This is a genomic window from Dactylosporangium thailandense, assembly GCF_059739745.1.
In genome coordinates, this window is sequence record NZ_AP029195.1 from 9,618,052 (window position 1) to 9,643,241 (window position 25,190).

Consider the following 25,190-nt stretch of genomic DNA (forward strand, 5'->3'; position numbering starts at 1 on the left):
GTCCGCCCCACCATAGACGGACTTGGCAACGGGCCGATAAAGGCGCTTAAGAGCGGACGAGGTCGCCCCGGACGGGAGAACCGGCCATTCCGGGCACGGCGTCGGCGGGGTCGGAGCCGAGCTCGATCACGCGGTTGTCGGCGTCGACGTGGACGATCCGCGGCTGGTAGGAACGGGCCTCGGCGTCGGCGAGCTGGGCGTAGGAGATCAGGATGACCAGATCGCCCGGATGCACCAGGTGCGCCGCGGCGCCGTTGATGCCGATCACGCCCGAGCCGCGCGGTCCGGCGATGACGTACGTCTCCAGCCGAGCCCCGTTCGTGACGTCCACGATCGCGACCTGCTCGCCGGCGAGCAGGTCCGCCGCGTCCATCAGATCCTCGTCGACTGTCACGGATCCGACATAGTGCAGGTCGGCCTGTGTGACCGTGGCGCGGTGGATCTTGGACTTGAGCATCGTGCGGATCACAGCTCGGCTCCCAGGTTGTCGATCAGTCGGGTGCCGCCGACCCAGGCGGCGGTCAGGGCGCGGGCGGGACCGTGCGCGGGCGCGGGCCCGAGCATCGGGTCGGTGAGCACCAGGTAGTCGGGCTTGACCTCGGGCACCGCGGCGAACTCCGCCAGCCCGGCCTCCACCGAGCCCGCGGCCACCGTGGCGGTCAGCGCCCGGTGCAGGACCAGCGCGGCCTCGCGCTCGTCCGGGGCGAGGTACCGGTTGCGGCTGGACAACGCCAGCCCGTCGGCCTCGCGCACGGTCGGCACCCCGCGGACCTCGATCGGCAGGTCGAAGTCGCGGACCATCGCGCGAATGAGCGTGACCTGCTGGTAGTCCTTCTCGCCGAAGTACGCCAGGTCGGGCCGGGTGAGCTGGAAGAGCTTGTTGACCACGGTGAGCACCCCGTGGAAGAAGCCCGGACGGCTGGCGCCCTCGAGCACATCGCCGAGCGGGCCGGGATCGACGCGGACCGCGGGCTCGCCCAGCGGGTACAACTCCTCGCGCGTCGGGGCGAAGACCATGTCGACACCCTCGGCGCGGGCCAGCTCGAGATCGGCCTCCATGGTCCGCGGGTAGCGGTCGAAGTCCTCGTTGGGGCCGAACTGCAGCGGGTTCACGAAGATCGTGAGCAGCACCGACCTCGCCTCGGCGCGGGCCTGCCGGATGAGCGCCGCGTGCCCCGCGTGCAGCGCGCCCATGGTCATCACGACGGCGACGTCGCCCGGGAGGGCACCGGCACGCAGCGAGGCGCGATCGGAAACGACCTTCATACGATGCGCTCTTTCTGTGCGGTGGCCAGAACGTCGAGCAGGGGCGAGGCGTCCTGCGGGCGCAGGCGGCCCGCGGCGATGACGCGATCGGCGGTCCTTCGGGCCAGCGCGAGATATGGCGGTACCGAACCCGGATCCACGGCATCGAGAGCTTGAAGGTGCTTGCGAACGGTCCCGGCGTCCCCGCGCGAGACCGGCCCGGTGATCGCGGCGTCGCCGAGCCGGAGCGTGTTGTCCAGGGCGGCGCCCAGCAGCGGGGCCAGCACCCGCTCGGGCTGGTGCACGCCCGCGTCACGCAGCCGGTCCATCGCCTCGGCGACGAGCGTGGCGAGGTGGTTGGCGCCGTGGGCGAGCGCGGCGTGGTACAGCGGCCGCCGCTCCTCGTCGATCCACTCGACGATGCCGTGCAGGTCGCGGACCAGCCCCTCCGCGAACGCGTGCAGCTCGTCCGGGGCGGTCACGCCGAAGGAGATGCCGGCCGCGAGGCGCTCGAGGTCGGCCGCGGTGCCGGTGAAGGTCATGGCCGGGTGCAGCGCGAGCGGGAACGCGCCGGCCGCCGCGACCGGGGCGAGCACGGCCAGCCCGTGGGCGCCGGAGGTGTGGGCGACGATCTGGCCCGGGCGCAGCGCGCCGGTCTCGGCGAGGCCGGCGACCAGGGCGGCGAGGGCGTCATCGGGGACCGCCAGGATGACGAGGTCCGCGGCGGCGGTCACCTCGTCGGCGGGCCGCAGGCGCGCGTTCGGTATCAGTGCCGCGGCGCGGGCCTTGGAAGCGGCCGAGACGGCCACGGCGGCGACAACGGTGTGGCCGGCTCTCTCCAGGAGAGCGCCGAGCACCGCACCTACTCGCCCGGCACCGATGATGCCGATGTTCCTGCTGGTGGCAGCGTTGTGCATGCGATCGATCCAGTCCTCGGAAGTGGGTACCGGTCGATCAGAAGTATGCGTCGCAGCGGGCAAAGCGGACAGTTGTTTGTGGGATTCTCAACAGCCCGCCTCGCCCGCCGTGATGCACTAGAGCCGGTGGTGCAGGTACTCCTTGATCAGCGCCTTCGCCTCGCCCAGCACGACGGGGTCGCCGTCGGTGGACTTGCGGAAGGCGAGCTTGATCAGCGCGTCCGCGGCCTCGACCGCGATCGCCAGCACGAACTGCAGCCGCTGCGGGTCGAGGATGCCGAAGCGCTCGATGAGCAGGCCGGACAGCTGCGAGACGATCACGTCGTTGTTGTCCCGCTCGTCGTCGAGCAGGTGGATGTCCACGACGTCGCCGAAGTGCAGCGTGCGGAAGCCCGGCACGGTGCGGTGCATGTCGATGTACTCGTCGATGGCCGCGTCCACCGCGTCCCACCAGTGCGAGATGCTCTCGTCCTCGGACAGCCGAGCGCCGAGGCGCTGCAGGTAGCCCTCGAGGCTGCGCAGCGTCAGCGCCTGGACGATGGCGCGCTTGTCCGGGAAGAACTGGTAGACCGAGCCGATCGCCACCCCCGCCCGCTCCGCCAGCAGCGTCGTGGTGAGGCCGTCGTAGCCCACCTCGTCGACGAGCTCGGCGCAGGCGTCGAGCATCCGCCCGACCCGCGCCACGCTGCGCCCCTGCACCGGCACCCGACGCAGCGGCTTCGTCCCGGCGCCGGCCGATGAACCCTTTTCAACCTGGCCTCGGGCCGGATCGGCCCGGTCCGCCAACCGGGGCCGGGTGGCCTCGCCCTCGCCACGTTGAAAAGGGTTCACTGTCTGCGTCGCCACCCGGTCTTCCCCCTCTACCTCGTCGGGCCTGGCCCATAGCCCAGTTGCCCGCCTTTGAAACCTACTCACGTCAACGACCGGGCACGATCGACGGATAGGGCATTTCACCCTTGTGATTGACGGGGGGCATACATGAAGGGTACTCAGGTTTCGTGACTTCTCCGTGGACCAACTGGGCCGGCAACCAGACCGCGACCCCCGCCCGGGTCGCCCACCCCGGCAGCGCCTCTGAGCTGGGAGAACTCCTCCGTGCGGCGGCCGCCGAGGGGCTGGCGGTGAAGGCCGTCGGCAGCGGCCACAGCTTCACCCCGACGGCCCTGACGGATGGTATTCGGGTGGAGCTGGACCGGATGGCGTCCCTCGTCCGGGTGGACGAAAGCCTGGTCACGGTCCAGGCGGGCATGAAGCTTTCCACGCTGAACGCCACGCTGGCCGCCAACGGGCTGGCGATGCCCAACCTCGGCGACATCGACGCGCAGACCATCTCCGGCGCGCTGTCGACGGGCACGCACGGCACCGGGGCCAAGTACGGCTGCCTGTCCACGTTCATCGAGGCGCTGACCCTGGTCACCGCGGACGGCACGGAGCTGTCCTGCTCGGCGACGCAGAATCCGGACCTGTTCGCCGCGGCGCGGGTCAACATCGGCGCGCTCGGCGTGCTCACCTCGGTGACCCTGCGCTGCGTGCCGACGTTCACGCTGCGGGCCGACGAGCGCCCGGCGAGCCTCGACGACGTCTGGTCGGGCCTGGACGAGCACGTCGGGGGCAACGACCACTTCGAGTTCTACTGGTTCCCCTACACCGATCGCGTGCAGATGAAGCGCAACAACGTCGTGCCGGCCGCGGACACCCCGCTGCCGGGCTGGCGCCGGTGGCTGGACGACGACTTCCTGTCCAACACGGTCTTCGGGGCCGCGTGCCGTCTCGGTCGCGCGGTTCCTTCGACGGTACCGACGGTCAGCCGCATCTCCGCCCGGGCGCTCTCCGCCCGCACGTACACCGCGACCTCCCACGAGGTCTTCTGCACCCCGCGCCGGGTCCGGTTCGTGGAGATGGAGTACGGGCTGCCCCGGGAGGCGCTGCGGGAGGCCTTCGACGGGCTCCGGAAGATCGTGGACGGGCTGCCGTACAAGATCCAGTTCCCGGTCGAGGTGCGCTTCACGGCGGCCGACGACATCTGGCTGTCGCACGGCTACGGGCGCGACAACGCGTACATCGCCATCCACCAGTACGCCGGCGCGCCCTACGAGGAGTACTTCCGCCGGTTCGAGGAGGTCACGACGCCGCTGGGCGGGCGCCCGCACTGGGGCAAGATGAACTTCCGCACGGCCGAGTCGCTGGCCCAGGCGTACCCGCGCTTCGCCGACTTCACCGCGATGCGCGACAAGCTGGACCCGAACCGTGTGTTCGCGAACGTCTACACGGAACGGGTCCTCGGCGCCTAGTCCTCTGCCTTCTTGCGCGACGAGGTGGCCTTCTTCGGGGCCGCCTTCTTCGCGGGCGTCGCCTTCTTCGCGGCGGTCGTGGTCTTCTTGGCGGCCGCGGCCTTGGTCGCCTTCTTCTCCGGAGCCGCCTTCTTCGCCGCCGGGCGGGCCTTCTTCGGCGCCGGGCCCTTCGCGCGCTTCTCGGCCAGCATCTCGCTCGCCTCGTCCAGGGTGAGCGTGTCGACCGCCTGGCCGCGGCGCAGCGAGGCGTTGAACTCGCCGTCGGTGACGTACGGGCCGAATCGCCCGTCCTTGATGACCAGCGGCTTCTCGGTCGCCGGGTCCGCGCCCATCTCGCGCAGGGGCGGCTTGGCGGCGGCGCGCCCGCGGGTCTTCGGCGCGGCCAGCAGCTCCAGCGCCTCCTCGACCGTCAGGGTGAACAGCTGCGCCTCGTCGGCCAGCGAGCGGGTGTCGGTGCCGCGCTTGATGTACGGCCCGTAGCGCCCCGGCGAAGCGGTGATCTCGTTGCCCTCGGCGTCCTTGCCGACCACCCGCGGCAGGGTGAGCAGCTGCAGGGCCTGCTCGAGGGTCAGCTCCTCCGGGCTCTGGCTGCCCAGCAGCGAGGAGGTCTTGTCGCCGCTGGCCACGTAGGGCCCGTAGCGGCCGGCCTTGACCACGATCAGCTCGCCGGTGTCCGGGTGCTCGCCCAGCTTGCGCTCGCCGCCCTGGCCGCCGACGAAGAGCTCGGCGACCTTCTCGGGGGTGAGCTCGTCCGGCGCGATGCCGTCGGGCACCGGCGCACGGTCGCCCTCCTCGCCCTCGGGCGGGTTGGGGAGCGTGCGCTGCAGGTAGGGGCCGTAGCGGCCGACCCGGACCACGACGTCGCGCCCGGCCTCGTCCCGGAACAGCGGGATGGAGTTGATGCCGCGCGCGTCGATCTCGCCGAGGCGCTCGGTGACCATCCGCTGCAGGCCGCCCTGGCGGGGCACGGAGCCCTCGTCGCCGGTGTCGCCGCCGAAGTAGAACGGGTGCAGGAAGTTCACCGCGCTCTCGTCGCCGTTGGCGATCTCGTCGAGCACGTTCTCCATCGAGGCGGTGAAGTCGTAGTCGACCAGCCGCGGGAAGTGCTGCTCGAGCAGCCCGATCACCGCGAAGGCCAGGAACGACGGGATCAGCGCCTGGCCGCGCTTGAACACGTAGCCGCGGTTGTTGATCGTCTCCATGATCGACGCGTAGGTCGACGGGCGCCCGATGCCGAGCTCCTCCATCGCCTTGACCAGCGAGGCCTCGGTGTAGCGGGGCGGCGGCTGGGTGGTGTGGCCGGCCGGGGTGAGCCCCTTCTCGGTCAGCGGCTGGCCCTTGACCAGCACCGGCAGCCGGCGCTCGGCGTCGTCGGCCTCGGCGGTCTCGTCGTCGGAGGACTCGACGTAGGCCCGCAGGAAGCCGGGGTCGGTGATCGTCTTGCCGGTGGCGCCGAAGTCGACGGACTCCTGGGCCGGGGTGACCGCGTTGATGCGCACCGAGGTCGAGTTCCCGACCGCGTCGTTCATCTGCGAGGCGATCGTGCGCTGCCAGATGAGCTCGTACAGCTTCAGCTCGTCGGCGCTGAGCTCCTTGGCCACGTCGCCGGGCGTGCGGAAGCTGTCGCCCGCGGGGCGGATGGCCTCGTGCGCCTCCTGGGCGTTCTTGACCTTGCCCGTGTACCGCCGGGGCTGCGGCGGCACCGCGGCCGCCCCGTAGAGGTCGTGGATCTGCTGGCGCGCGGCCGCGATCGCCGCCTCGGACAGGTTCACCGAGTCGGTACGCATGTAGGTGATGTAGCCGTTCTCGTACAGCCGCTGCGCGATGCGCATGGTCTGCGCCGAGGAGATCCGCAGCTTGCGGGCCGACTCCTGCTGCAGCGTCGAGGTGATGAACGGCGGATACGGCTTGCGGCGGTAAGGCTTCTCCTCGACCCGGGTGACCGTGAACCGCTGGCCCTCCAGCCGGGCGGCCAGCCCGCGGGCGCCGGTCTCGTCGAGGTGGATGACCCCGGCGTTCGGCCGGACCCGGCCGGTCTCCGGGTCGAAGTCGCGCCCGGTCGCCACGCGGTCGCCGTCGATCGCGATCAGCGTCGCGTTGAACGTGCGCGTGTCGTTCTCGGGGAGCAGGCGGGCGATGATGTCCCAGTACTCGGCCGAGCGGAACTTCATCCGCTGCCGCTCCCGCTCGACCACGATCCGGGTCGCCACCGACTGCACACGGCCGGCGGACAGGCCCCGCTGGACCTTCTTCCACAGCACGGTGGACACGTCGTAGCCGTAGAGGCGGTCCAGGATGCGCCGCGCCTCCTGGGCGTCGACCAGCGAGCGGTTGATCTCGCGCGGGTTGGCGACGGCGGCCTGGATGGCGGGGCGCGTGATCTCGTGGAAGACCATCCGCTTGACCGGCACCTTGGGCTTGAGCGTCTCGAGCAGGTGCCAGGCGATGGCCTCGCCCTCGCGGTCCTCATCTGTGGCGAGGTAGACCTCGCTCGCCTGCTTCAGCAGGTCCTTCAGCCGCGAAATCTGCTTCCGGCGGTCGGCCGAGATGATATAGACCGGGGTGAAATCGTTGTCGATGTCGACGCCGAGGTACGCCCAGGGCTTGCTCTTGAGCGCGTCGGGCATGTCCTTCTTGCCCACCGGCAGGTCACGGACATGGCCGAAACTCGCCTCGACGAGGTAATTCGGGCCGAGATAACCCGAAATCGTCTTGGCCTTCGCCGGCGACTCCACGATCACCAGCCGCTTTGTGTTGGCGGAGTTCGGCACAGTTCTCCCCGGTGCGGACGGACAGACGTCAAACGTAACGCTCGCTTTGGCGCCGAGTTGCGCAATGGGGCGTCCCGGCAGTCGGCTTACGACACGCCGATCGGCGCCACGGTACACCCATGCACAACCGCGACCTGCCGGATCTTGTCAACGTGTCGCGCTACGTGCCTGGTTTATGCCGTTTTGTCGGGGCCGTTCGCGGGAAATCACATATACGGAGCGGCTCGATCATCCTACGGGGGGTGAGCTGCGACTAGGCGGGCCAGACGCCGGCGGGCGCCTCGGCCGGAACCTCGCCCACCAGCTCCGCGAGGCGGCTGATGCGCCTGGGTCCCACGATGCGGTACGCCGGGTCGCCGGAGTCGGCCCCGACGAGCACCGCGGGCAGCCCGACCGCCACGAGCGCGTCGCCGACGGCGATCCAGTTGTCGGCCACCTGCCGGTCGATGACCGCCGGCTCGCGCTCGACGTCGGGCGTGATGGGGTCCAGCTCGACCGCGGGCAGGTCGTCGACCCACTCGCCGGCGTCGAAGACCTCCTCGGCATCGGCGAACTCGTCCGGCCCGGGATCGAAGGATGTGATTTTGCTCTCGCTCTTGCGCCTGCGGACGTTCGGAACCTCGCTTTTCGGCCTCGGGGGCGCCTGAGGGGGTGGTTCCTCCAGCTCAAGCGGCTCGAAGACGATCTCGTCGATCTCGAGGACCTCCGGCGGCGTCACCGGGCGCGGGGCGAGGCGCAGCAGATAGGAGCGCGGCCCGTCGTAGGTGCCCGCCGCCGCCACCCACAGCCGCAGCCGGCGCCCGTCCAGCGCCAGCGTGGGCGGGGACACCTTCGCGCCACTGTCGTCCAGCCAGACGGCGGCGAGGGGGGCGAGCAGGGCGGAGTACGACGTCCGCAGTTGCCACCGGTCCTCCTCGCCGGTCGGCTCGCAGGTCACGGTCAGCCCGCGCAGCTCCAGCTCGGCCCGCAGCACCGCGCCGCGCCAGGCGTCGTCGACCACGATCGAGACCCGCCCCGTGCCGCCCATCCGGCCCACCTGCCCGGCCCCGGCCAGCAGCCCCTCGAGGTCGAGCGGCGCCGGCGGGCGCGCCTCGACCCCGAACAGCGACAGCTGCCGGGCGCGGGTGGGGGTCATCGGCACTCGGGCACCTCGTCGAACGCCTTCTGCAGGTCGGACGGGCCGACGTGGGCCGGGTCGATGGCGCTGCGCTCGTATTCGTCCTTGAGCGTCGTGAACGCCTTGCCGACCTCGCCGTAGAAGGTCTTCGCGTTGTCGGTGGGGATCCCGGACACGGTCCGCTTGGCGTTGCCGTAGGCGTCGCGGGCCTTGGCCAGCGACGCGGTGAACCGCTCGGCCACCTGCGCGCCGTCGTCGACCCGGGGCACCCCGGCGCCGTCGACCCCGGCCCGGGCCTTCTCGCTGGACGCCTCGGCCCCCGAGAGCAGGTCCACGATGTTCGTCTTGGTCTGGGCCGGCGTCTTGGCCGCCTGGAGCTGCTGCTGGGCCTTGCTGGTCAGGTCGGCGATCTCGGCCCGCCACGGGGTCAGCGCGACACACACCTGCTTCGCCCACTGCTTCGGTTCCACGCCGTCCTGGCCGCACCCGGCTAGAGACCCGGCCAGACACAGGGTCAGGGCGGCGACTAGGACCCGGACGGCTCGCATAGATGCAGCGTAGATCCGATCGTCTGTTCGAGAAAACACAACGCCCCGGCCGAGTGTCGGCCGGGGCGTTGTCGTGCGGGTGCTTCGTTACGCGGTGACCTTCTCCGACGTGCTCTCCGTGGAGGCGGCGCCGTTGCCGTCGCCGGCGTCGACCGCCACCGACTTGCGCTTGCTGACCAGCACCGCGACGGCGATGACCAGCACCGCGACGATCGCGATGGCGTAGCGGGCGAACTGGTTGCCGTTGCCGACGGTCATGGTGACCACGGCGGGGGCGATCAGCAGGGCGACCAGGTTCATCACCTTGATCAGCGGGTTGATGGCCGGGCCGGCGGTGTCCTTGAACGGGTCGCCGACGGTGTCGCCGATGACCGTCGCGGCGTGGGCCGGCGAGCCCTTGCCGCCGTGGACCCCGTCCTCGACCAGCTTCTTCGCGTTGTCCCACGCGCCGCCGGAGTTGGACAGGAAGACCGCCATGAGCGTGCCCGTGCCGATCGCGCCGGCGAGGTAGGCCGCCAGCGGGCCGACGCCGAGGCCGAAGCCGACGGCGATGGGCGCCATGACCGCGAGCAGACCCGGCGTGATCAGCTCACGCTGCGCGTCGCGGGTGCAGATGTCGACGACCTTGCCGTACTCCGGCCGCTGCGAGCCGTCCATGATGCCCGGGAACTCGCGGAACTGCCGCCGGACCTCGAACACGACCGAACCCGCGGAGCGGGCCACGGCGTTGATGGCGAGGCCGGAGAACAGGAACACGACCGCGGCGCCCACGAGCAGGCCGACCAGGTTGCCCGGGTTGGCCACGTTGAGCAGGATCGCGGTGGCCGCGTCGTCGGCCTTCTCCCCGGCGGTGAGGAGCGCGTTCTTCATCGTGTCGGTGTACGAGCCGAAGAGGGCGGTCGCGGCCAGCACGGCGGTGGCGATCGCGATGCCCTTGGTGATCGCCTTGGTGGTGTTGCCCACCGCGTCGAGCTCGGTCAGGGTGCGGGCCCCGGTCTCGTCGATGTCGCCGGACATCTCGGCGATGCCCTGCGCGTTGTCGCTGATCGGGCCGAAGGTGTCCATGGCGACGATGACACCGACGGTGGTGAGCAGGCCGGTGCCGGCCATGGCGACGGCGAACAGCGAGAGGGTGATCGAGCCGCCACCGAGCAGGAAGGCGCCGAAGACGCCCGCGCCGATGACGATGGCCGAGTAGACGGCCGACTCGAAGCCGACGCTCACGCCCGCGAGCACGACCGTGGCGGGGCCGGTCAGCGCGCTCTTGCCGATGTCCTTGACCGGGCGGCGCTCGGTCTCGGTGAAGTACCCGGTCAGGGCCTGGATGATCGCGGCGAGCGCGATGCCGATGACGACGGCGATGATGGCCGTGACGTGCGGGCCGAACGGCGGCGCGTCGTCACCCGAGGCGTTCTTGAGGGCGTCGAGCGCGGTGGTGCTGCCGGTCAGGCCGCTCCACTTGGCGGGCAGGTAGAACAGCGCGGCCGCGCTGACCAGGATCGCCGAGACGACGGCGGAGATGTAGAACGCCCGGTTGATCGCGACGAGCCCGTTGCGGTCGGACTTGCGCAGGCGGGTGAGCGCCACGCCGAGGATCGCGATGATCACGCCGACGGTCGAGACGATCAGCGGGAACACCAGGCCCTGCTCGCCGTAGGCGGCGCGGCCCAGGATCAGCGCCGCGACCAGCGTGACGGCGTAGGACTCGAAGAGGTCCGCCGCCATACCGGCGCAGTCACCCACATTGTCACCCACGTTGTCGGCGATGGTCGCCGCGTTGCGCGGGTCGTCCTCGGGGATGCCCTGCTCGACCTTGCCGACCAGGTCGGCGCCGACGTCCGCGGCCTTGGTGAAGATGCCGCCGCCGACCCGCATGAACATCGCGAGCAGCGCCGCGCCGAAGCCGAAGCCCTCGAGCACGATCGGCGCGCGGTCCTTGAAGATCAGCACCACGAGGGCGGCGCCGAAGAGGCCCAGGCCCACGGTGAGGAAGCCGACCACACCACCGGTGCGGAACGCGATCTGCATCGCCTTCTCGCGGCCGCCGTCCTCCCGGGCCGCCGCCGCGACGCGCAGGTTGGCGCGGGTGGCCAGCGCCATGCCGGCGCCGCCGATGAAGGCCGAGAAGACCGCGCCGACGACGAAGAACGCCGACCGGCCGATCTTGATCATCGTCTCGTTGTCACCGGCATCGTTGACCGGGAGCAGGAACAGCAGCACCACCGCGATGACGACGAAGATGCCGAGGGTCCGGAACTGACGCACGAGGTACGCGCTGGCGCCCTCCTGCACCGCCCCGGCAATCTCCTGCATCTTCGGGGTGCCTCGACCTGTCGACAGGACCGCCTTGACCAGCGCGGCGGCGAAGCCGAGCGCCACGAGGGCGATGACCAGCGCGACGACGATGTAGGTCAGATTGCTCCCGGATAGGGAAATCTCGCCGGCTGCGACGAGTTGTACGGACATTCGTTGTCCTCCTGTACCGACACATGACAGCGCCGCGAGCGGTCAGGCCGGCGGCGATTCTCCCCGCGGGGAGCGTGCTGAGCGCCCGAGGTACCCAATGACCAGGGACGTCATACACGATCGCCGTACTCTAGCCGGATCACGTGTCAGTGGTCACACCGACTTGCGTGTTTGCATAATCGCTCTTTGTCGATTTTCTCACGTCGGCCAACCGCGCGTCAGTCGCTGGACCGCTCCAGTGGCCAGGACATACGGACCTCGGTGCCGACACCCTCGGATAATTCGGACACGTTCAGGTCGTCCACAAGGCCGGCCAGCAGGGCCAGGCCCATCCGGGCCGCGACCGCCTCCTCCGCCAGCAGGTCCGGCGGCGTGGTCAGCGGCAGGGCGGGATCGGAGAGCAGCACGACGGCCTCGTCCTGCGGCGTGCGGTGCACCATCGCGCCGTTGGCCGCCCGGTCCACGACCCGCACGGTGAAGCGGTCGCCGTCGGCCATCGCCACGTCGACCAGGGCGTCGAGGCCGTGGGAGCGGTGCAGCGCGACGGCCCGGGAGCACGCCTCGCCGATCGCCAGGCGAACCTCCTCGAGCAGCTCCTCGGCCACGCCGGCACGGCGCGCGACGGCCACCCCGACGAGCCGGGCGGTCCGGACGTGCGCCGGCGCGGGAGAGAAGGAGAGTCGTACCGTCGGCATGGACCTACGCCGGGGAGTCGGTGCCCGCGCCGCTCGCGGCGATCGCGGCATCGACGGTGTCGTACAGCTGGAAGACGCGGTCCAGGGCGGTGATGCGGAAGATCTTCAGCAGCCGCTCGTGCGCGCAGACCAGCCCGAACGACCCGTTGACCGCGCGAAGCCGCTTGAGCGCGCCGACGAGCACGCCGAGCCCGGTCGAGTCGAGGAACTCCACTCGGCTCAGGTCGACCACCACGTGCCGGGCGCCCTGCTCCACGAGCTCGACGAGCTTCTCGCGCAGGCGAGGGGCGGTGTAGACGTCCACCTCACCGCCGACTTCGAGCACCTTGTGGTCGCCGGAGTCGTACGCCGACAACGACAGCTCCATGCGGACCTCCTCCTCTGGCGGCCAGAATGTGCGAGCCCTCCAGGGGCATCTAACCATCGACGCCCCCGCCAGGCGACGCTCCACCCCCATTCCCATATCCGCCCGGCGTGTACCGTGATTCACCTTTCGAACAGGTGTTTTAGAGTGCTGACGTGCTGCTCCACACCGAAACGCTCCCGCGCCGCGCCGGCACCGTCGTCCCGTGGCCGGACTGGGTGCCGCCGGATCTGCGTGCGGCCTTCGGCTTCGAGCCCTGGCGGCACCAGGCGGAGGCGGCCACCGCGGCCTGGGAGGGCACCCACACGGTGGTCGCGACCGGCACCGGGTCCGGCAAGTCGCTGGCCTACCAGCTGCCCGCGCTCGCCCGGCTGCTCACCGATCCGCGGGCCACGGTGCTGTACGTCGCCCCGACCAAGGCCCTCGCCGCCGACCAGCTCCGCTCGCTGACCGAGCTCGGCGTTCCCGGCCTCTACCCGGCCACGTACGACGGCGACACCTCCCGCGAGGAGCGCGACTGGGTCCGCCAGCACGCACGGGTGGTCCTCACCAACCCCGATATGCTCCATCACGGCATCCTGCCCGGCCACGGGGCCTGGTCGCGGTTCCTGCGCGGGCTCGCCTACGTTGTGGTCGACGAGTGCCACGCGTACCGCGGCGTCTTCGGCTCCCACGTCGCGCACGTCCTGCGCCGCCTGCGCCGGGTGGCGGCCCGCTACCGCAGCGCTCCGGTGTTCGTCCTGGCCTCGGCGACCTCGGGCGATCCCGCCGCGTCGGCGCTGCGCCTGACCGGGGTCCGCTGCGAGCCCTTCGTCGACGACGCCTCCCCGCGCGGCGAGATCACCTTCCGCCTCTGGGAGCCGCCGCTGCTGACCGACGACGGCCCCCGCCGCTCGTCACTCAGCGAGACGGCCTCGCTGCTGGCCGACTCCGTCGCCCGGGGCACCCCCACCCTGGCGTTCGTCCGTTCCCGCAAGGGCGCCGAGCTCGTCGCCACCATGGCCCGGCACAACCTCGACCTGGCCGTCCCCGGCCTGGGCGCGCGGGTCGCCGCCTACCGCTCCGGCTACCTCCGCGAGGACCGCCGCGCCCTCGAACGCGACCTCCTGGACGGGCGCCTCCTGGGCCTGGCCTCCACGAACGCCCTGGAGCTCGGCGTCGACCTGACCGGCCTCGACGCGGTGCTCATGTGCGGCTACCCCGGCACGATGGCGTCGCTGTGGCAGCAGGCCGGTCGCGCCGGAAGAGCGGGAAGAGCCGCCAGTTGTACTCTCATCGCCCGCGACGATCCCCTGGACACCTACCTCGTCCATCACCCGGAGGCCCTCTTCGGCCGCCCGGTCGAGGCGACGGTCTTCGATCCGGCCAACCCGCACGTCCTGGCCCCGCAGCTCTGCTGCGCCGCCGCCGACATCCCCCTGACCGAGGCCGACGTCGAGCTCTTCGGCCCGACCACCCGCGACCTCCTGGACGCGCTGGTCGCCGCCGGCATGCTCCGCAAGCGCCCCGCCGGCTGGTACTGGACCGAACGCGACCGCCCCGACGTCGACCTCCGCGGCGCGGGCGGCGGCCCGATCGCCGTGGTCGAGTCGGCGACCGGCCGCCTGCTGGGCACCGTGGACACCGGCTCGGCCCACCAGCAGGTGCACGACGGCGCCGTGTACCTCCACCGCGGCGCCACCTACGTGGTCGACAAGCTCGACCTCGCGGACAACTGCGCCCTGGTCCACGCGGAGGACCCGGACTGGAGCACTCACCCGCGCGATGTGACCTCGATGGTGATCCTCTCCGTGCGCTCGACCCGGACCGCGGGGCCCATCACCCTGTCGCTGGGCGAGGTCGAGGTGACCAACCAGGTGGTGAGCTATCAGCGCCGCAAGCTCATGTCGGGCGAGGTGATCGACAGCGTCCAGCTCGACCTGCCGGAGCGAATCCTGCGTACCGTCGCCGTCTGGTGGACCATCGACCCCGACGCCCTGGACGAGGCCGGAATCCCCGACGTGGAGTGGCCGGGCGCCCTGCACGCCGCGGAGCACGCGGCGATCGGCCTGCTGCCGCTGATCGCGACGTGCGATCGTTGGGACATCGGCGGCCTGTCGACCGCGGCCCACGCGGACACCGGCCTGCCCACGATCTTCGTGTACGACGGCCACCCCGGCGGCGCCGGCTTCGCCGAACGAGCCTTCGAGACGGCCGCGACCTGGCTACGAGCAACGCACGACGCAATCCGGGCATGCCGCTGCGAGCACGGCTGCCCGTCGTGCGTGCAGTCGCCGAAGTGCGGCAACGGCAACAACCCCTTGAACAAGCCCGAGTCCGCGCGCCTCCTGTCCCTGGTCCTGCAACACCTCTGACGGACGCCACGCAGCGACTCCGCACCGCCGTGGTGCCCCGCGACGCTCTGGTCCTGCAACGCACCTGACGGGACGCAGCGTCAGGCGAGGACCGCGAGCCTTAGGCCTGGTCGCGGGTCGATGGAGCCCGGATTCGCCAGTCCGGGCCCCATCACTAATTCAACGTTCGCTCAAACGCACTCCCCTCTCCCGGCTCTCTCGGCCCGTCACTCCGGTCCCTCGCGCGTGCCGCTCAGCCCGCGCCCCGACGGGACCACCCACGGACCCTGGTCTTCCCCGCCCTGCTCTGCGGCTTCCTCGCCCCGCTCTGTGGCATCCACGCCCTGCGCCGGCCCGGCCCGAGCTCTGGCCTTGGCCACGATCCCGCTCCGAGTGCGCACCTCCACCGTCACCGTGACGATCGGCCCGCCGACCTCGCACTCCGCGAGCCGCCCTCCGTTCTCCGCCGCGAACCGCTCGGCCGCCGCACAGGCCGCCCCCTTTCCACGGACCGCCGTCAGCGCCCCGGCCAGCGCCGCGAAGTCGGCCGCGTTCTGCGCCCGATGCCGAGCCACGACGACCTCACCCCCGGCCAAGATCCCGATGGCCAGCGCCACCAACGCCAGCCCGACCCCGAGACAGATCAGCGACGCCGACCCACGCTCGCGCCCTCCTCTCCCCAGCCCGGCTCCCAGTCCCCGCCTCACGGCCCGGCGGCGGCCTGCGGCTCGACCATCGCCACCGCCGTCTGCTCGACGAAGAACCCCGCGAAGATCGGGCTGGTCACCTTCCGCCGCACGGTCACCCGCACCACATCGCCGTCGTGCACAACGGCGACCACCTCGGTTCCCGAGCCCAGCTCCGGCACCTTCTCCCCCCGAGCCACGGCCCGAGCCGCCGTCCCGGCACTGTCGATCACCGAGATCTTGTTGGTCAGCACCGTGAGCGAGATGACCCCGGTCATCAGGAGCAGCAGCAGGATGGGGATCGTCATCGCCACCTCGAGCGCGGCCGACCCACGCTCGCGATGCCCTCGATGACTGGCCGCCACCGCCCGTCTTCGCCGATGCCGCGCGCTCTTCCCCGACGCCGACGCCGGAGACGGAGACGGCTCCGGGACGGTCTCGACCGGAAGCGTGACCGGCGTGACGGGCGCGAAGAACCCGCGCCACGGCCGAACGGCCGCCCTCCCCCGGGCAGTCACGCCGGGTCTTTCATGATCAGCTCGGTCAGGTGGACCCGCATCGCATCGGAGTGCGCGATGCCGAGCAGCACCCCGACGATGATGATCCCGACGATGACCAACGCCGCGTACTCGATGGAAATCGCCCCGTCGTCCCGCCGAACCAGGGCCAGGAAACGGTCTTTTGCCACGTGCATGTCTCTCCTTCAGGGATTGGGACTTCTCGTTGTGTCACTTCAGCTAGGCGAGGCAGCGCGCCAGACGGAGCGCGGACTCCCAGCACCGCGGAAGCAGCCCTCGCCGCGCTGTGAGAGCAGCCCTCGCGGCGCGGCGGGAACGGCACACTCACAGCGCCGTGAAGACGCCACGGACGAACGCGGCAAGAAGGGGCACGATCCCGACAAGGACGAACGCGGGCACGAAGCACATCGCCACCGGCAGGATCGCGAGCACCCCCACGCGCCGCACCGAGGCGCCGGCCGCCGCCGCCCGGGCCACCCGCAGGTCGGAAGCCTGCCGGTCGAGCGTCCGCGTGAGCGCGAGCCCATGCTCCGCACTACGAGTCGCGGCCCGAGCGAACCGCTCCCCGCCCGGCAGATCGGCCAGCTGCCCCCAGGCCCTCTCGGGTGACGCCCCGAGCCGCAGCGCCCTCCCGGCCCGGACGAGCCGCTCGCCGACCGGCCCGCCGAGCGCCTCCCCGACCGCGAGCGCGGCGCGATCGGGCGGCGCACCGGCCCGCAGCGCGGCCGCGAGCAGATCCGCCGCGAAGGGCAGATCGGACCGGGCGGTGGCCCGCTCCCGCCGCACATGAGCCGGCTCCGCGCGGCCGAGCAGCACGAAGCACCCGCCGGCCACGACCAACCCGACGAGGACCCCGTTGCCTCCGCCGACGGCCAGCGCCGTCGCCGCCCCGGCCGCCAACGCGGCCGGCCAGCGCTTCCAGGCCTTCACGACCACACCTCCACCCGGCCACCGACCAGGACGCCGATCCCGAGGCCGCCGCGAGCCACGTGCGGCCCCACGAGCCAGCAGCCGAACGACACGGACACCCGCGGGCCGAGCGGGAGCCGCCAGCAGATCCAGGCCCCCATCAGCGGACCTCCGCCGTCGCCGCGCTGACCATCCGGCTCGTCCACAGCAGGCCCAGCCACTGCATCCCGACCGCGGTCACCGCGCACGCGGCGCCCAGATTTGTGTGCAGGAGCTGCCGGGCCGGGTCGACGCCGACCGACGCGCCCACCCACAGGCCGAGCAGGGGCAACGGGAGCAGCACCGCGGTCGAGGTCTGGGCCCCGGCCAGCTGCGCGGCCGTGTCGGCGCGCAGGGCCTGCCCGGACCGCAGGTCGGCCTCGACGCGTTCGAGCAGTTCGACGAGTGGGACGCCGAGGCTCTCGCTGAGCCGGTACGCCGCACCGAGCCGAGCCCGGGCCGCCTCCACCGCGGGCCTGTCCGAGCGCACCGGACCACCGCTCGCGGTGGAGCCCGCGAACGGGGCGCCCTTCGAGGGAGCCGGGTCCGCGAGCAGAGCGGTCAGGTTCGAGCCGTCGGACAGCGCTCCCGCCCGCAGGCCCTCGGCCGTTGCGTCCACGGCGTCGAGCAGGCCCGTGACGAGCCGCTCGCCGTCTCGCCGGAGCAGGTGGCGGCGGACGGCGAGGAGGGCCATCAGGGAGTACACCCCGATGAGCAGCGCCGCGACCGGCCCCTCGAACACGAGTGCCCCGCCCGCGCCCAGCAGCGGCACCGCCGAACACACGCGCGCCGGCCGCCGCAGCAGCAGTTGCTCCAGCCGGGGCCGCGTATCGGGACGCCGCCGCGCCTCCCGGCTCACGCGCGCCAGGCGAGCGGCCGGGCTCCGGGCGCGCAGCCAGAAGGCGACCCAACCCGTCACCAGCAGTGCCCCGGCCACCAGGGCCAGGTCGATGGCGGTCACGACCAGCCGCCCTCGGGCGTGTACTTCCAGCGCCCCTCCGCCTTGGGCGCCTCCACGCCCCGAGCCGCCAGCATCTCGGCGAGATCGGTAGCGCCCGGCCCCGGCCCGGTCCCGCGCCGCCAAGCGGTGATCACGACCGCGGTGTGACGGTCCGGGTGCCGCGCGAGCACACAGATCTCGGTGAGCTCGCGACGGCCGGTGGCGGTGCGGTGCAGGTGCACGACGATCCGCAGCGCGGAGACGACCATCGCGTGCAGGGCCGCCCGCGGCACGCCCCCCCAGCAGCCCCAGCGCCTCCAGCCGGGCCGGCACGTCGGCGGGTGAGTTGGCGTGCAGCGTGGCCGCGCCGCCCTCGTGCCCGGTGTTCAAGGCGCCGAGCAGGTCGATGATCTCCGCGCCGCGGCACTCGCCCACGATGAGCCGGTCGGGGCGCATCCGCAGGGCCTGGCGCACCAGGTCGCGCAGGGTCACCTGGCCGGCGCCCTCGACGTTGGCGGCCCGGGCCTGCAGCGCGACCACGTGCGGGTGGGCCGGGCGCAGCTCCGCGGCGTCCTCGACGATCACGAGGCGCTCGCCGAACGGCACGATCGACAGCAGCGAGGCGAGCACGGTGGTCTTGCCGGTGCCGGTGCCGCCGGTCACGAGATACGGCAGCCGGGCCGCCACCACCGCCCGCAGCAGCCCCGCCGCGCCCGGGTCGAGCGTGCCGCAGCGCACGAGCTCGTCGAGGGTGAACGCACGCCGGCGGAAGGTGCGCAGCGACAGGTACGGTCCGCGCAGCGCCACCGGCGGCAAAACCGCGTGCATGCGGGTGCCGTCGGGCAGGCGCACGTCCACGAACGGGCTCGCGTCGTCCAGGCGCCGGCCGGCGTTGGAGGCGAGACGCTGCGCGAGCTTGCGCACGTAGGCCTCGTCGCCCATCGACCCGGCCACGCGCCGCAGGCCGCCATCGCCGCGGTCGACCCAGATCTCGCCGCCGTTGACGAGCACGTCCGTCACGCTCGGGTCGGCCAGCAGCGTCGCGAGCGGGCCGGTGCCGGCCATCTCGTCGGCGAGCCGTCCGGCGATGGCGGGCAGGGCCGGGGGTGTCGCGAGGCGCGGGGTCGTGCCGGTTTTCGCGAGGCGCGGGGTCGTGCCTGTCTTCGCGAGGCGCGGGGTCGTGCCGGTCTTCACGCCGCCGCTCCCGCCTCGGGACTGACCGGGCCGAGGCCGACGCCGCCGAGGATGTGGCGGCAGAGCGCGACGAGCGAGCCGCGGCGGTCGTGCGCCGGGCCGCCGCCGCGCTCGAGGCGGGCGGGCAGCTCGCGCTCGGAGTGCAGGGCGCCCGCGACGGGCAGCCGCAGCACGTCGCCGATCTGGCGGGGCCGCACCTGGCCCGGGTCCCGCACGACGATCTGGACGGCATCGGTGTGCGGGGCAAGGGTCGCGGCGACGCGCGCGGCCGCCATGCAGGCGCGCATCTCGGCCGGGACGACGAGCAGCACCAGGTCGGCGGCCCGCAGCGCCAGGGTCGCGGCGTCGTCGAGGCGCCGGGGCAGGTCGGCCACCACGAGGTCGCGGCCGCGGCCGCCGGCGTCGAGCGCGGTGGCCATGGCCGCGGGCGGGAGCCCGCCGGCGGTGTCCGGGTCGCGGCCGCAGGACAGCAGCGCCACGCCCTCGCGGCTGGGCAGGGCGGCGAGCAGGTCGGCGGGGTCGGCGGCGTCCTCGAGCGCGGGCCAGCGCAGGCCCTTGAGCTTCTCCCAGCCGAGCGCGAGGTCGGCGCCGCCGCCGAGCGGGTCGGCGTCCACGAGCAGGGTGCTCAGTCCGGCGCGACCGGCGGTGAGCGCGAGCCCGGCGGCGAGCACCGTCGCGCCGGCACCGCCCCGGCCGCCGATGCACGCCAGCACCCGCCCGCGGACGGCGGTGGCGACGCGGCGGAGCTCGCGCACGAGGTACGGCTCCCCGTCGGGGATTCGCACGATCCGCTCGGCGCCGAGGTGCTCGGCGAGGCCCGCGACCCGTTCCATCCCACGGCTTCGGGTCAGCAGCATCACCCCCGCGCGCTCGGGCAGCCCGGCGCGCACGAGCGCGGGCGCGGCCTCGTCGCCGATGAGCACGAGCGGTGCGGAGCGATATCGGCGCCGGGCGGCATCGGGGCCGGGCGCCACGTCGAGCTCGAGCGCGTGCCGGTTGGCGAGGTCGACGAGCTGGTCGAGCAGCGCGGGGTCGTCGGAGACGAGCAGTGGTCGGTGCACGGAGGGCTCCACGGTCGTGAGCGGTTCGGCTGACTGCGCTCACCCTGGACTGCTCGGGCCGCCGCCCGCTCGACGCCGGGGCCGGATCTGTGGATAACCAACCGCTTGTGGACAACGTCTCCGGACGCTGTCGATCTGCTATGAGAAAGCTGACAAATTCGGACAGGACGGGCGTGGGCTCGCGCCGGTACCGAATCGAAAACATGAAACCGTGAACGCTCAACAAAGCACCCGGCGTCAATACGGGCTAACCACCGCGAATGTCCGCAGCCGCCGCCCAAAAGGCCATGTGGCCGAAATCCGGCAACTCACACGAAGCGCGAAAGCGCCTGAGAAGGGGACGACCCCCGCCGGGGGGTGACGGGGGTCGCCGGGGGTTCGGCTCCGGGGGGGTCGAGCCGAACCCGCTCAGCGGTTACGGGGGGTGCAACCGCCGAGGGTCAATAACGGGGCTCCGCCATGATGACGTGAAACCTCGTCGCAAACATAAGCATGCCTGAGTCGACCGCCATACGTCGAGTAGGACCGGCCCGCAACACGCCCAGGACACCAATCAATATTTCACTGTGGGGTAACTCAGGCGTGATCGCACGCGACCGAGCGTGATCCAGTCGGGCTTTGGACTGGCTTTGGACAAGTCCGGACACCACGGACCGCCTCGCGACGCTACACTTGCCCGCCGTGGGGCGTAGCGCCGCGTTTTTCGATCTGGACAAAACGGTGATCGCCAAGTCGAGTGCCTTGGCCTTCGGTCGACCGTTCTATCGCGACGGGCTGATCAGCCGCCGCGATGTCATCAAAGGCGCCTACGCACAACTGATTTTCCGCGTCGGCGGCGGCTCCGACGAACAGACCATGGCTCGCACCAGGGACTATCTCGCGGCGCTGGTCAAAGGCTGGCGCGCCGAGCAGGTGCGGCAGATCGTGCGGGAAACACTCGACGAGTTGATCAATCCGTATATCTATGCCGAGGCCGCACTGTTGATCGAGGAACACCGCGCCGCGGGCCGCGACGTGGTACTCGTCTCCACCTCCGGCGACGAGATGGTCCGGCCGATCGGCGAGCAGCTCGGCATCACCGACATCATCGCCACGCGCATGAACGTCGGCGAGGACGGTTGCTACACGGGAGAGATCGACTTCTACGCGGCGGGCCCGAACAAGGTCGTCGCGGTCAAGGAGCTCGCCACCGAGCGCGACTACGACCTGACGTCCTGCTATGCCTACTCCGACTCGGTCACCGACGCCGGGCTGCTGAGCCTGGTCGGGCACCCCACCGCGGTCAACCCCGACCGGGGGCTGCGCCGGATCGCGGTCGAACGCGGCTGGCCGATGCTCGACTTCCGCCACCCGATCCCGCTGAGCCGGCGCCTGCGCGAACGCCCTGCCGTGCCGGTGGCGGCGGCCGCGATCGGGCTGGGCGCGGTCGTGGCGATCGGGCTCGCGCTCTACAGCAAGCACCGCAAGGCCCGGGCCGCCCAGCTGGCCGCGGCGCCCGCCTCCTGAGCCGCGCGGACGGCGATCAGGCCCGCCGCGGCTACAGCAAGCACCGCAAGGCCCAGCTCGCCGCAGCGCCCGCCTCCTGAGCCCCACCAGTCACATTCTGGCGCGCGGGGGTTCCGATCGGACCTCACGCGGCGTAGAAAAGGAAGTGCGAGGTCAAGGCCTCGTGCACGGCCGCCGGGCACCCACGAGCGATCAGCCGCGGTAGGCGCGTTGCAGCGGAACCGCAAGGACCGCTGACAACGGACTCAAGGTGCACGCATGGTAACCCGGATCGGACGTGTGTGGCGGCGCCTCCCAACCGAGGCGCCGTCCACTGTGTCCGGGGAAAACGGGGCACAAAAGATCGCAGACGCGATCTAGGCTGTCGCAGCCATACCCCCATTCCATCCCCGGAGGCAACACCCATGAACGCTGCTCTAGGTGAGATCAGCGCGGGCCAGGAGCTGGCCTACATCGGCCTGCTCTGCGTCAGCGGCCTCATCTGCATCGCCATCGGCGCGATCGGCTTCGGCCTCAACTCGGTCGGCCAGCGCGTGCTCAACGTCGTGATCGGCGTAGCTTTCATCGGCTACGGGCTGTACCTGCTGATCGGCGACCCCGAGTCGGTCTACATCATCTGGTACGTGTTCATCGTGCCGATCGTGCTGATCATCAACGTGGTCAAGGCGGCTCGGGCCCGCAGCAGCAACTAAGTGCCGGAAGGCCGCGGGGACCCCCTACCCTGCGGCCTTCTCGCACACGTCGAGCAACTCCTCAGCGGCGCGCTCGGTCGCCGTGGAGAAATGACGCAGCCATGAGCGAATGCCATCAGGTGTACCGGTGGCAAACGCGTTGGCCGACCCGACGTACTCGGGTTCGCGGCTGCGGTGCCCCACATCCATCGCGAGCAGTCCCCGCGGGTCCAGCCCGCCCGCCACGAGGGTCAGCCGGGCCGCGGCTCGGGCGACGACCCCGTTGGGCCCGGCGAAGGCCTTGAGCGCCAGCAATTCCCCGTGTACCACCGCCGCCTGCAACAACACCGGCGCGCTCGTGCCCCCGGTGACCAGCGCGGCCAGCGCGTCCAGGCGCGGCACGACACCCGGGTCGGCCGGCCGGCCCAGCTCACCGGCGGCCACCACGTCCCGCGCGACCAGCGTGTGCAGCTTGGCCAGCACCTGCCGCGGCGCCTTCGTCCACGTCCCCGACAGCCCGTCCAGCGCGGCCGTGGCCCGCAGCGCACCCTGCACGACGGGGTCGGTGACCACGCCCGCCCGCACGCCCTCCAGATCGAAGCCGTGGGTGTCGAGCGCGGCGCTGGCGACCGAGGTGCGCAGGGCGATCTCGGCTGCCACCGGCCCGCCCGAGCGGCGCAGCGCCCGATGGCGCATGGCGGCGTCGACCGCCGCGCGGGCCTGATCGAGCGCGGGGCGGACGTCGGCGAGATCCAGCAGCGGGGCGAGGGGGTCGGACGGCACCCGTTGACGGTACAGTCCCGCTACTGTGAACAAAGTTTAGAGAAGAGGCGCCTTCTTTTCTGTCACACCCCCCAACTAGCCTCAGTGCGAGAGCTGGACCACATCGAGGAGCCATCTGCGATGAGCGAGACCTTGGAAAACCTTCTCAACGAGACACGGCAGTTCCCGCCGCCTGCCGAGTTCGCCGCCGCCGCCAACCTCACCGAAGGCGCCTACGCCGAGGCCCGGGCGGACCGCCTCGCGTTCTGGGAGCAGCAGGCACACCGGCTGAGCTGGGCCAAGGAGTGGGACCAGGTGCTGGACTGGTCCAACCCGCCGTTCGCGAAGTGGTTCGTGGGCGGGCAGCTCAACGTGGCCTACAACTGCCTCGACCGCCACATCGAGGCCGGCCGCGGCGACAAGGTCGCCATCCACTTCGAGGGCGAGCCGGGCGACACCCGCACGATCACCTACTCCGACCTGCACCGCTCGGTCTGCCAGGCCGCCAACGCGCTCACCGACCTCGGCGTCGTCGCCGGCGACCGGGTCGCGATCTACCTGCCGATGATCCCCGAGGCCGCGGTCGCGATGCTCGCCTGCGCCCGCATCGGCGCCACGCACTCGGTCGTCTTCGGCGGCTTCTCGGCCGACTCGCTCAGCGGCCGCATCAACGACGCCAGCGCCAAGCTGGTCATCACCGCCGACGGCGGCTTCCGCCGCGGCAAGCCCAGCGGTCTCAAGAGCATCGTCGACGAGGCCGTCGTCAACACGCCGAGCATCGAGAAGGTCCTCGTGGTCCGGCGCACCGGCCAGGACGTCGAGTGGAACGCCGAGCGCGACCTGTGGTGGCACGAGACGGTGGAGACCGCCGCCCCCGAGCACGCCGCGCAGCCGTTCGACGCCGAGCACCCGCTCTTCATCCTCTACACCTCGGGCACCACGGCCAAGCCCAAGGGCATCCTGCACACGTCGGGCGGCTACCTCACCCAGGCCAGCTTCACCCACCACGCCGTGTTCGACCTCAAGCCCGACAGCGATGTCTACTGGTGCACCGCCGACATCGGCTGGGTCACCGGGCACAGCTACATCGTCTACGGGCCGCTGTCCAACGGCGCCACCCAGGTCATGTACGAGGGAACGCCCGACACCCCGCACCGCGGCCGGTTCTGGGAGATCGTGCAGAAATACGGCGTGACGATCCTCTACACCGCGCCGACCGCGATCCGCACCTTCATGAAGTGGGGCGACGACATCCCCAAGCAGTTCGACCTGTCGTCGCTGCGCCTGCTGGGCTCGGTCGGGGAGCCGATCAACCCCGAGGCCTGGATGTGGTATCGCGAGAACATCGGCGGCGACCGCTGCCCGATCGTGGACACGTGGTGGCAGACCGAGACCGGCGCCATCATGATCTCCCCGCTGCCCGGCGTGACGGCGGCCAAGCCCGGCTCGGCCATGCGGCCTCTGCCCGGCATCTCCGCCGACGTGGTCGACGACCAGGCCAACTCGGTGCCCAACGGCGGCGGCGGTTACCTCGTGCTCCGCGAGCCGTGGCCCTCGATGCTCCGCACGATCTGGGGCGACGACGAGCGGTTCAAGGAGACCTACTGGTCGCGCTTCGACGGCATGTACTTCGCCGGCGACGGCGCCAAGAAGGACAACGACGGCGACCTGTGGCTGCTGGGCCGGGTCGACGACGTCATGCTCGTCTCGGGCCACAACATCTCCACCACCGAGGTCGAGTCGGCGCTGGTCAGCCACCCGAAGGTGGCCGAGGCGGCGGTCGTGGGCGCGACCGACCCGACCACGGGCCAGGCGATCGTCGCGTTCACCATCCCGCGCGGCGGCGTCGAGACCGAGGGCGAGGCGGGCGAGGCCCTGATCCAGGAGCTGCGCAACCACGTCGCGAAGACCCTCGGCCCGATCGCGAAGCCCCGCCAGATCATGCTCGTCGCGGAGCTGCCGAAGACCCGCTCGGGCAAGATCATGCGCCGCCTCCTGCGCGACGTCGCCGAGAACCGCAGCCTCGGCGACGTGACCACGCTGCAGGACTCGACCGTCATGGACCTCATCGCGTCGGGCATGCAGTCCGGCAAGGCCGAGGACTGACGCTCACTCGCTGACACGGCCGCCGGATTCGGGACGCACAACGCCCCGAGT

The 25,190-nt window shown here is 71.7% G+C and carries 23 protein-coding genes and 1 pseudogene; 5 read left to right on the forward strand and 19 right to left on the reverse strand.

The window, feature by feature from the left end; genetic code table 11:
- Window positions 1–46: 46 nt before the first annotated feature.
- The 4 genes from panD to AC6JBM_RS42735 all read right to left on the reverse strand — a co-directional run bounded on the left by panD (window position 47) and on the right by AC6JBM_RS42735 (window position 2,828).
- Window positions 47–469 carry an aspartate 1-decarboxylase gene (gene panD / locus AC6JBM_RS42720; protein WP_350610186.1) on the reverse strand — a complete coding sequence of 141 codons (423 nt, stop codon included), beginning with the start codon at window positions 467–469 and terminating at the stop codon, window positions 47–49.
- Window positions 466–1,266, reverse strand: coding sequence for a pantoate--beta-alanine ligase (panC, locus tag AC6JBM_RS42725; protein ID WP_497979467.1), 801 nt, complete (start codon window positions 1,264–1,266; stop codon window positions 466–468). The genes panD and panC overlap by 4 nt, the downstream gene beginning before the upstream one ends.
- Window positions 1,263–2,162 (reverse strand): Rossmann-like and DUF2520 domain-containing protein, encoded by a 900-nt coding sequence (locus tag AC6JBM_RS42730; RefSeq protein WP_497979468.1) that lies wholly within the window; start codon window positions 2,160–2,162, stop codon window positions 1,263–1,265. Before AC6JBM_RS42730 ends, panC begins: the two co-directional genes overlap by 4 nt.
- Before the next feature lie 117 nt (window positions 2,163–2,279).
- The gene (locus AC6JBM_RS42735; protein ID WP_497986661.1) at window positions 2,280–2,828 is read right to left on the reverse strand and encodes a TetR/AcrR family transcriptional regulator; all 549 of its coding nucleotides are present in this window, start codon (window positions 2,826–2,828) and stop codon (window positions 2,280–2,282) included.
- 332 nt (window positions 2,829–3,160) lie between these two features.
- Here AC6JBM_RS42735 and AC6JBM_RS42740 point away from each other — a divergent pair, with 332 nt between their 5' ends.
- Entirely contained in the window at window positions 3,161–4,453 is a 1,293-nt protein-coding gene (locus AC6JBM_RS42740; RefSeq protein WP_497979469.1) for a D-arabinono-1,4-lactone oxidase, read from the forward strand.
- Here the strand turns inward: AC6JBM_RS42740 and topA are convergent.
- The 6 genes from topA to AC6JBM_RS42770 all read right to left on the reverse strand — a co-directional run bounded on the left by topA (window position 4,450) and on the right by AC6JBM_RS42770 (window position 12,417).
- Complete coding sequence (topA, locus tag AC6JBM_RS42745; RefSeq protein ID WP_497979470.1) at window positions 4,450–7,224, reverse strand: type I DNA topoisomerase; 2,775 nt, start codon at window positions 7,222–7,224, stop codon at window positions 4,450–4,452. The genes AC6JBM_RS42740 and topA overlap by 4 nt on opposite strands.
- A 253-nt stretch (window positions 7,225–7,477) precedes the next feature.
- Window positions 7,478–8,359: a hypothetical protein gene (locus AC6JBM_RS42750; protein WP_497979471.1), complete on the reverse strand. Its 882-nt coding sequence runs from the start codon at window positions 8,357–8,359 to the stop codon at window positions 7,478–7,480.
- Window positions 8,356–8,889, reverse strand: a complete 534-nt coding sequence (locus tag AC6JBM_RS42755; RefSeq protein WP_497979472.1) for a hypothetical protein — start codon at window positions 8,887–8,889, stop codon at window positions 8,356–8,358. The genes AC6JBM_RS42750 and AC6JBM_RS42755 overlap by 4 nt, the downstream gene beginning before the upstream one ends.
- Window positions 8,890–8,976: 87 nt before the next feature.
- Entirely contained in the window at window positions 8,977–11,355 is a 2,379-nt protein-coding gene (locus tag AC6JBM_RS42760; protein WP_497979473.1) for a sodium-translocating pyrophosphatase, read from the reverse strand.
- Window positions 11,356–11,573: 218 nt separating this feature from the next.
- Window positions 11,574–12,050, reverse strand: coding sequence for an ATP-binding protein (locus AC6JBM_RS42765; RefSeq protein ID WP_350610193.1), 477 nt, complete (start codon window positions 12,048–12,050; stop codon window positions 11,574–11,576).
- 4 nt (window positions 12,051–12,054) lie between these two features.
- Window positions 12,055–12,417 carry an STAS domain-containing protein gene (locus AC6JBM_RS42770; RefSeq protein ID WP_350610194.1) on the reverse strand — a complete coding sequence of 121 codons (363 nt, stop codon included), beginning with the start codon at window positions 12,415–12,417 and terminating at the stop codon, window positions 12,055–12,057.
- A gap of 152 nt (window positions 12,418–12,569) precedes the next feature.
- Here AC6JBM_RS42770 and AC6JBM_RS42775 point away from each other — a divergent pair, with 152 nt between their 5' ends.
- The gene (locus AC6JBM_RS42775; protein ID WP_497979474.1) at window positions 12,570–14,768 is read left to right on the forward strand and encodes a DEAD/DEAH box helicase; all 2,199 of its coding nucleotides are present in this window, start codon (window positions 12,570–12,572) and stop codon (window positions 14,766–14,768) included.
- 206 nt (window positions 14,769–14,974) lie between these two features.
- Here AC6JBM_RS42775 and AC6JBM_RS42780 read toward each other — a convergent pair whose 3' ends face one another.
- The 8 genes and pseudogenes from AC6JBM_RS42780 to ssd all read right to left on the reverse strand — a co-directional run bounded on the left by AC6JBM_RS42780 (window position 14,975) and on the right by ssd (window position 20,094).
- Entirely contained in the window at window positions 14,975–15,454 is a 480-nt protein-coding gene (locus AC6JBM_RS42780) for an Rv3654c family TadE-like protein (protein WP_497979475.1), read from the reverse strand.
- Window positions 15,451–15,741, reverse strand: a complete 291-nt coding sequence (locus AC6JBM_RS42785; protein WP_497979476.1) for a TadE family type IV pilus minor pilin — start codon at window positions 15,739–15,741, stop codon at window positions 15,451–15,453. The genes AC6JBM_RS42780 and AC6JBM_RS42785 overlap by 4 nt, the downstream gene beginning before the upstream one ends.
- Before the next feature lie 206 nt (window positions 15,742–15,947).
- Window positions 15,948–16,121 (reverse strand): hypothetical protein, encoded by a 174-nt coding sequence (locus AC6JBM_RS42790; protein ID WP_497979477.1) that lies wholly within the window; start codon window positions 16,119–16,121, stop codon window positions 15,948–15,950.
- A gap of 154 nt (window positions 16,122–16,275) precedes the next feature.
- Window positions 16,276–16,881 (reverse strand): type II secretion system F family protein, encoded by a 606-nt coding sequence (locus tag AC6JBM_RS42795; RefSeq protein ID WP_497979478.1) that lies wholly within the window; start codon window positions 16,879–16,881, stop codon window positions 16,276–16,278.
- On the reverse strand, window positions 16,878–17,021 hold the full coding sequence (locus tag AC6JBM_RS42800) for a hypothetical protein (RefSeq protein WP_497979479.1): 144 nt from the start codon (window positions 17,019–17,021) through the stop codon (window positions 16,878–16,880). The genes AC6JBM_RS42795 and AC6JBM_RS42800 overlap by 4 nt, the downstream gene beginning before the upstream one ends.
- Window positions 17,021–17,860, reverse strand: a complete 840-nt coding sequence (locus AC6JBM_RS42805) for a type II secretion system F family protein (protein ID WP_497979480.1) — start codon at window positions 17,858–17,860, stop codon at window positions 17,021–17,023. Before AC6JBM_RS42805 ends, AC6JBM_RS42800 begins: the two co-directional genes overlap by 1 nt.
- Window positions 17,857–18,904, reverse strand: a pseudogene (locus tag AC6JBM_RS42810) (TadA family conjugal transfer-associated ATPase). The gene AC6JBM_RS42805 and the pseudogene AC6JBM_RS42810 overlap by 4 nt, the downstream one beginning before the upstream one ends.
- 125 nt (window positions 18,905–19,029) lie before the next feature.
- On the reverse strand, window positions 19,030–20,094 hold the full coding sequence (gene ssd, locus AC6JBM_RS42815; RefSeq protein ID WP_497979481.1) for a septum site-determining protein Ssd: 1,065 nt from the start codon (window positions 20,092–20,094) through the stop codon (window positions 19,030–19,032).
- A 672-nt stretch (window positions 20,095–20,766) separates the two neighbouring features.
- On the opposite strand from ssd, the gene AC6JBM_RS42820 reads away from it, so the two are divergent.
- Window positions 20,767–21,600: an HAD family hydrolase gene (locus AC6JBM_RS42820; protein ID WP_350610329.1), complete on the forward strand. Its 834-nt coding sequence runs from the start codon at window positions 20,767–20,769 to the stop codon at window positions 21,598–21,600.
- 404 nt (window positions 21,601–22,004) lie between these two features.
- On the forward strand, window positions 22,005–22,292 hold the full coding sequence (locus tag AC6JBM_RS42825) for a hypothetical protein (RefSeq protein ID WP_350610204.1): 288 nt from the start codon (window positions 22,005–22,007) through the stop codon (window positions 22,290–22,292).
- Window positions 22,293–22,316: 24 nt separating this feature from the next.
- Here the strand turns inward: AC6JBM_RS42825 and AC6JBM_RS42830 are convergent, their stop codons facing one another.
- Window positions 22,317–23,054 carry a Fic family protein gene (locus AC6JBM_RS42830; RefSeq protein ID WP_497979482.1) on the reverse strand — a complete coding sequence of 246 codons (738 nt, stop codon included), beginning with the start codon at window positions 23,052–23,054 and terminating at the stop codon, window positions 22,317–22,319.
- Window positions 23,055–23,174: 120 nt separating this feature from the next.
- Here AC6JBM_RS42830 and acs point away from each other — a divergent pair, with 120 nt between their 5' ends.
- On the forward strand, window positions 23,175–25,139 hold the full coding sequence (gene acs, locus AC6JBM_RS42835; RefSeq protein WP_497979483.1) for an acetate--CoA ligase: 1,965 nt from the start codon (window positions 23,175–23,177) through the stop codon (window positions 25,137–25,139).
- Window positions 25,140–25,190: the final 51 nt, after the last annotated feature.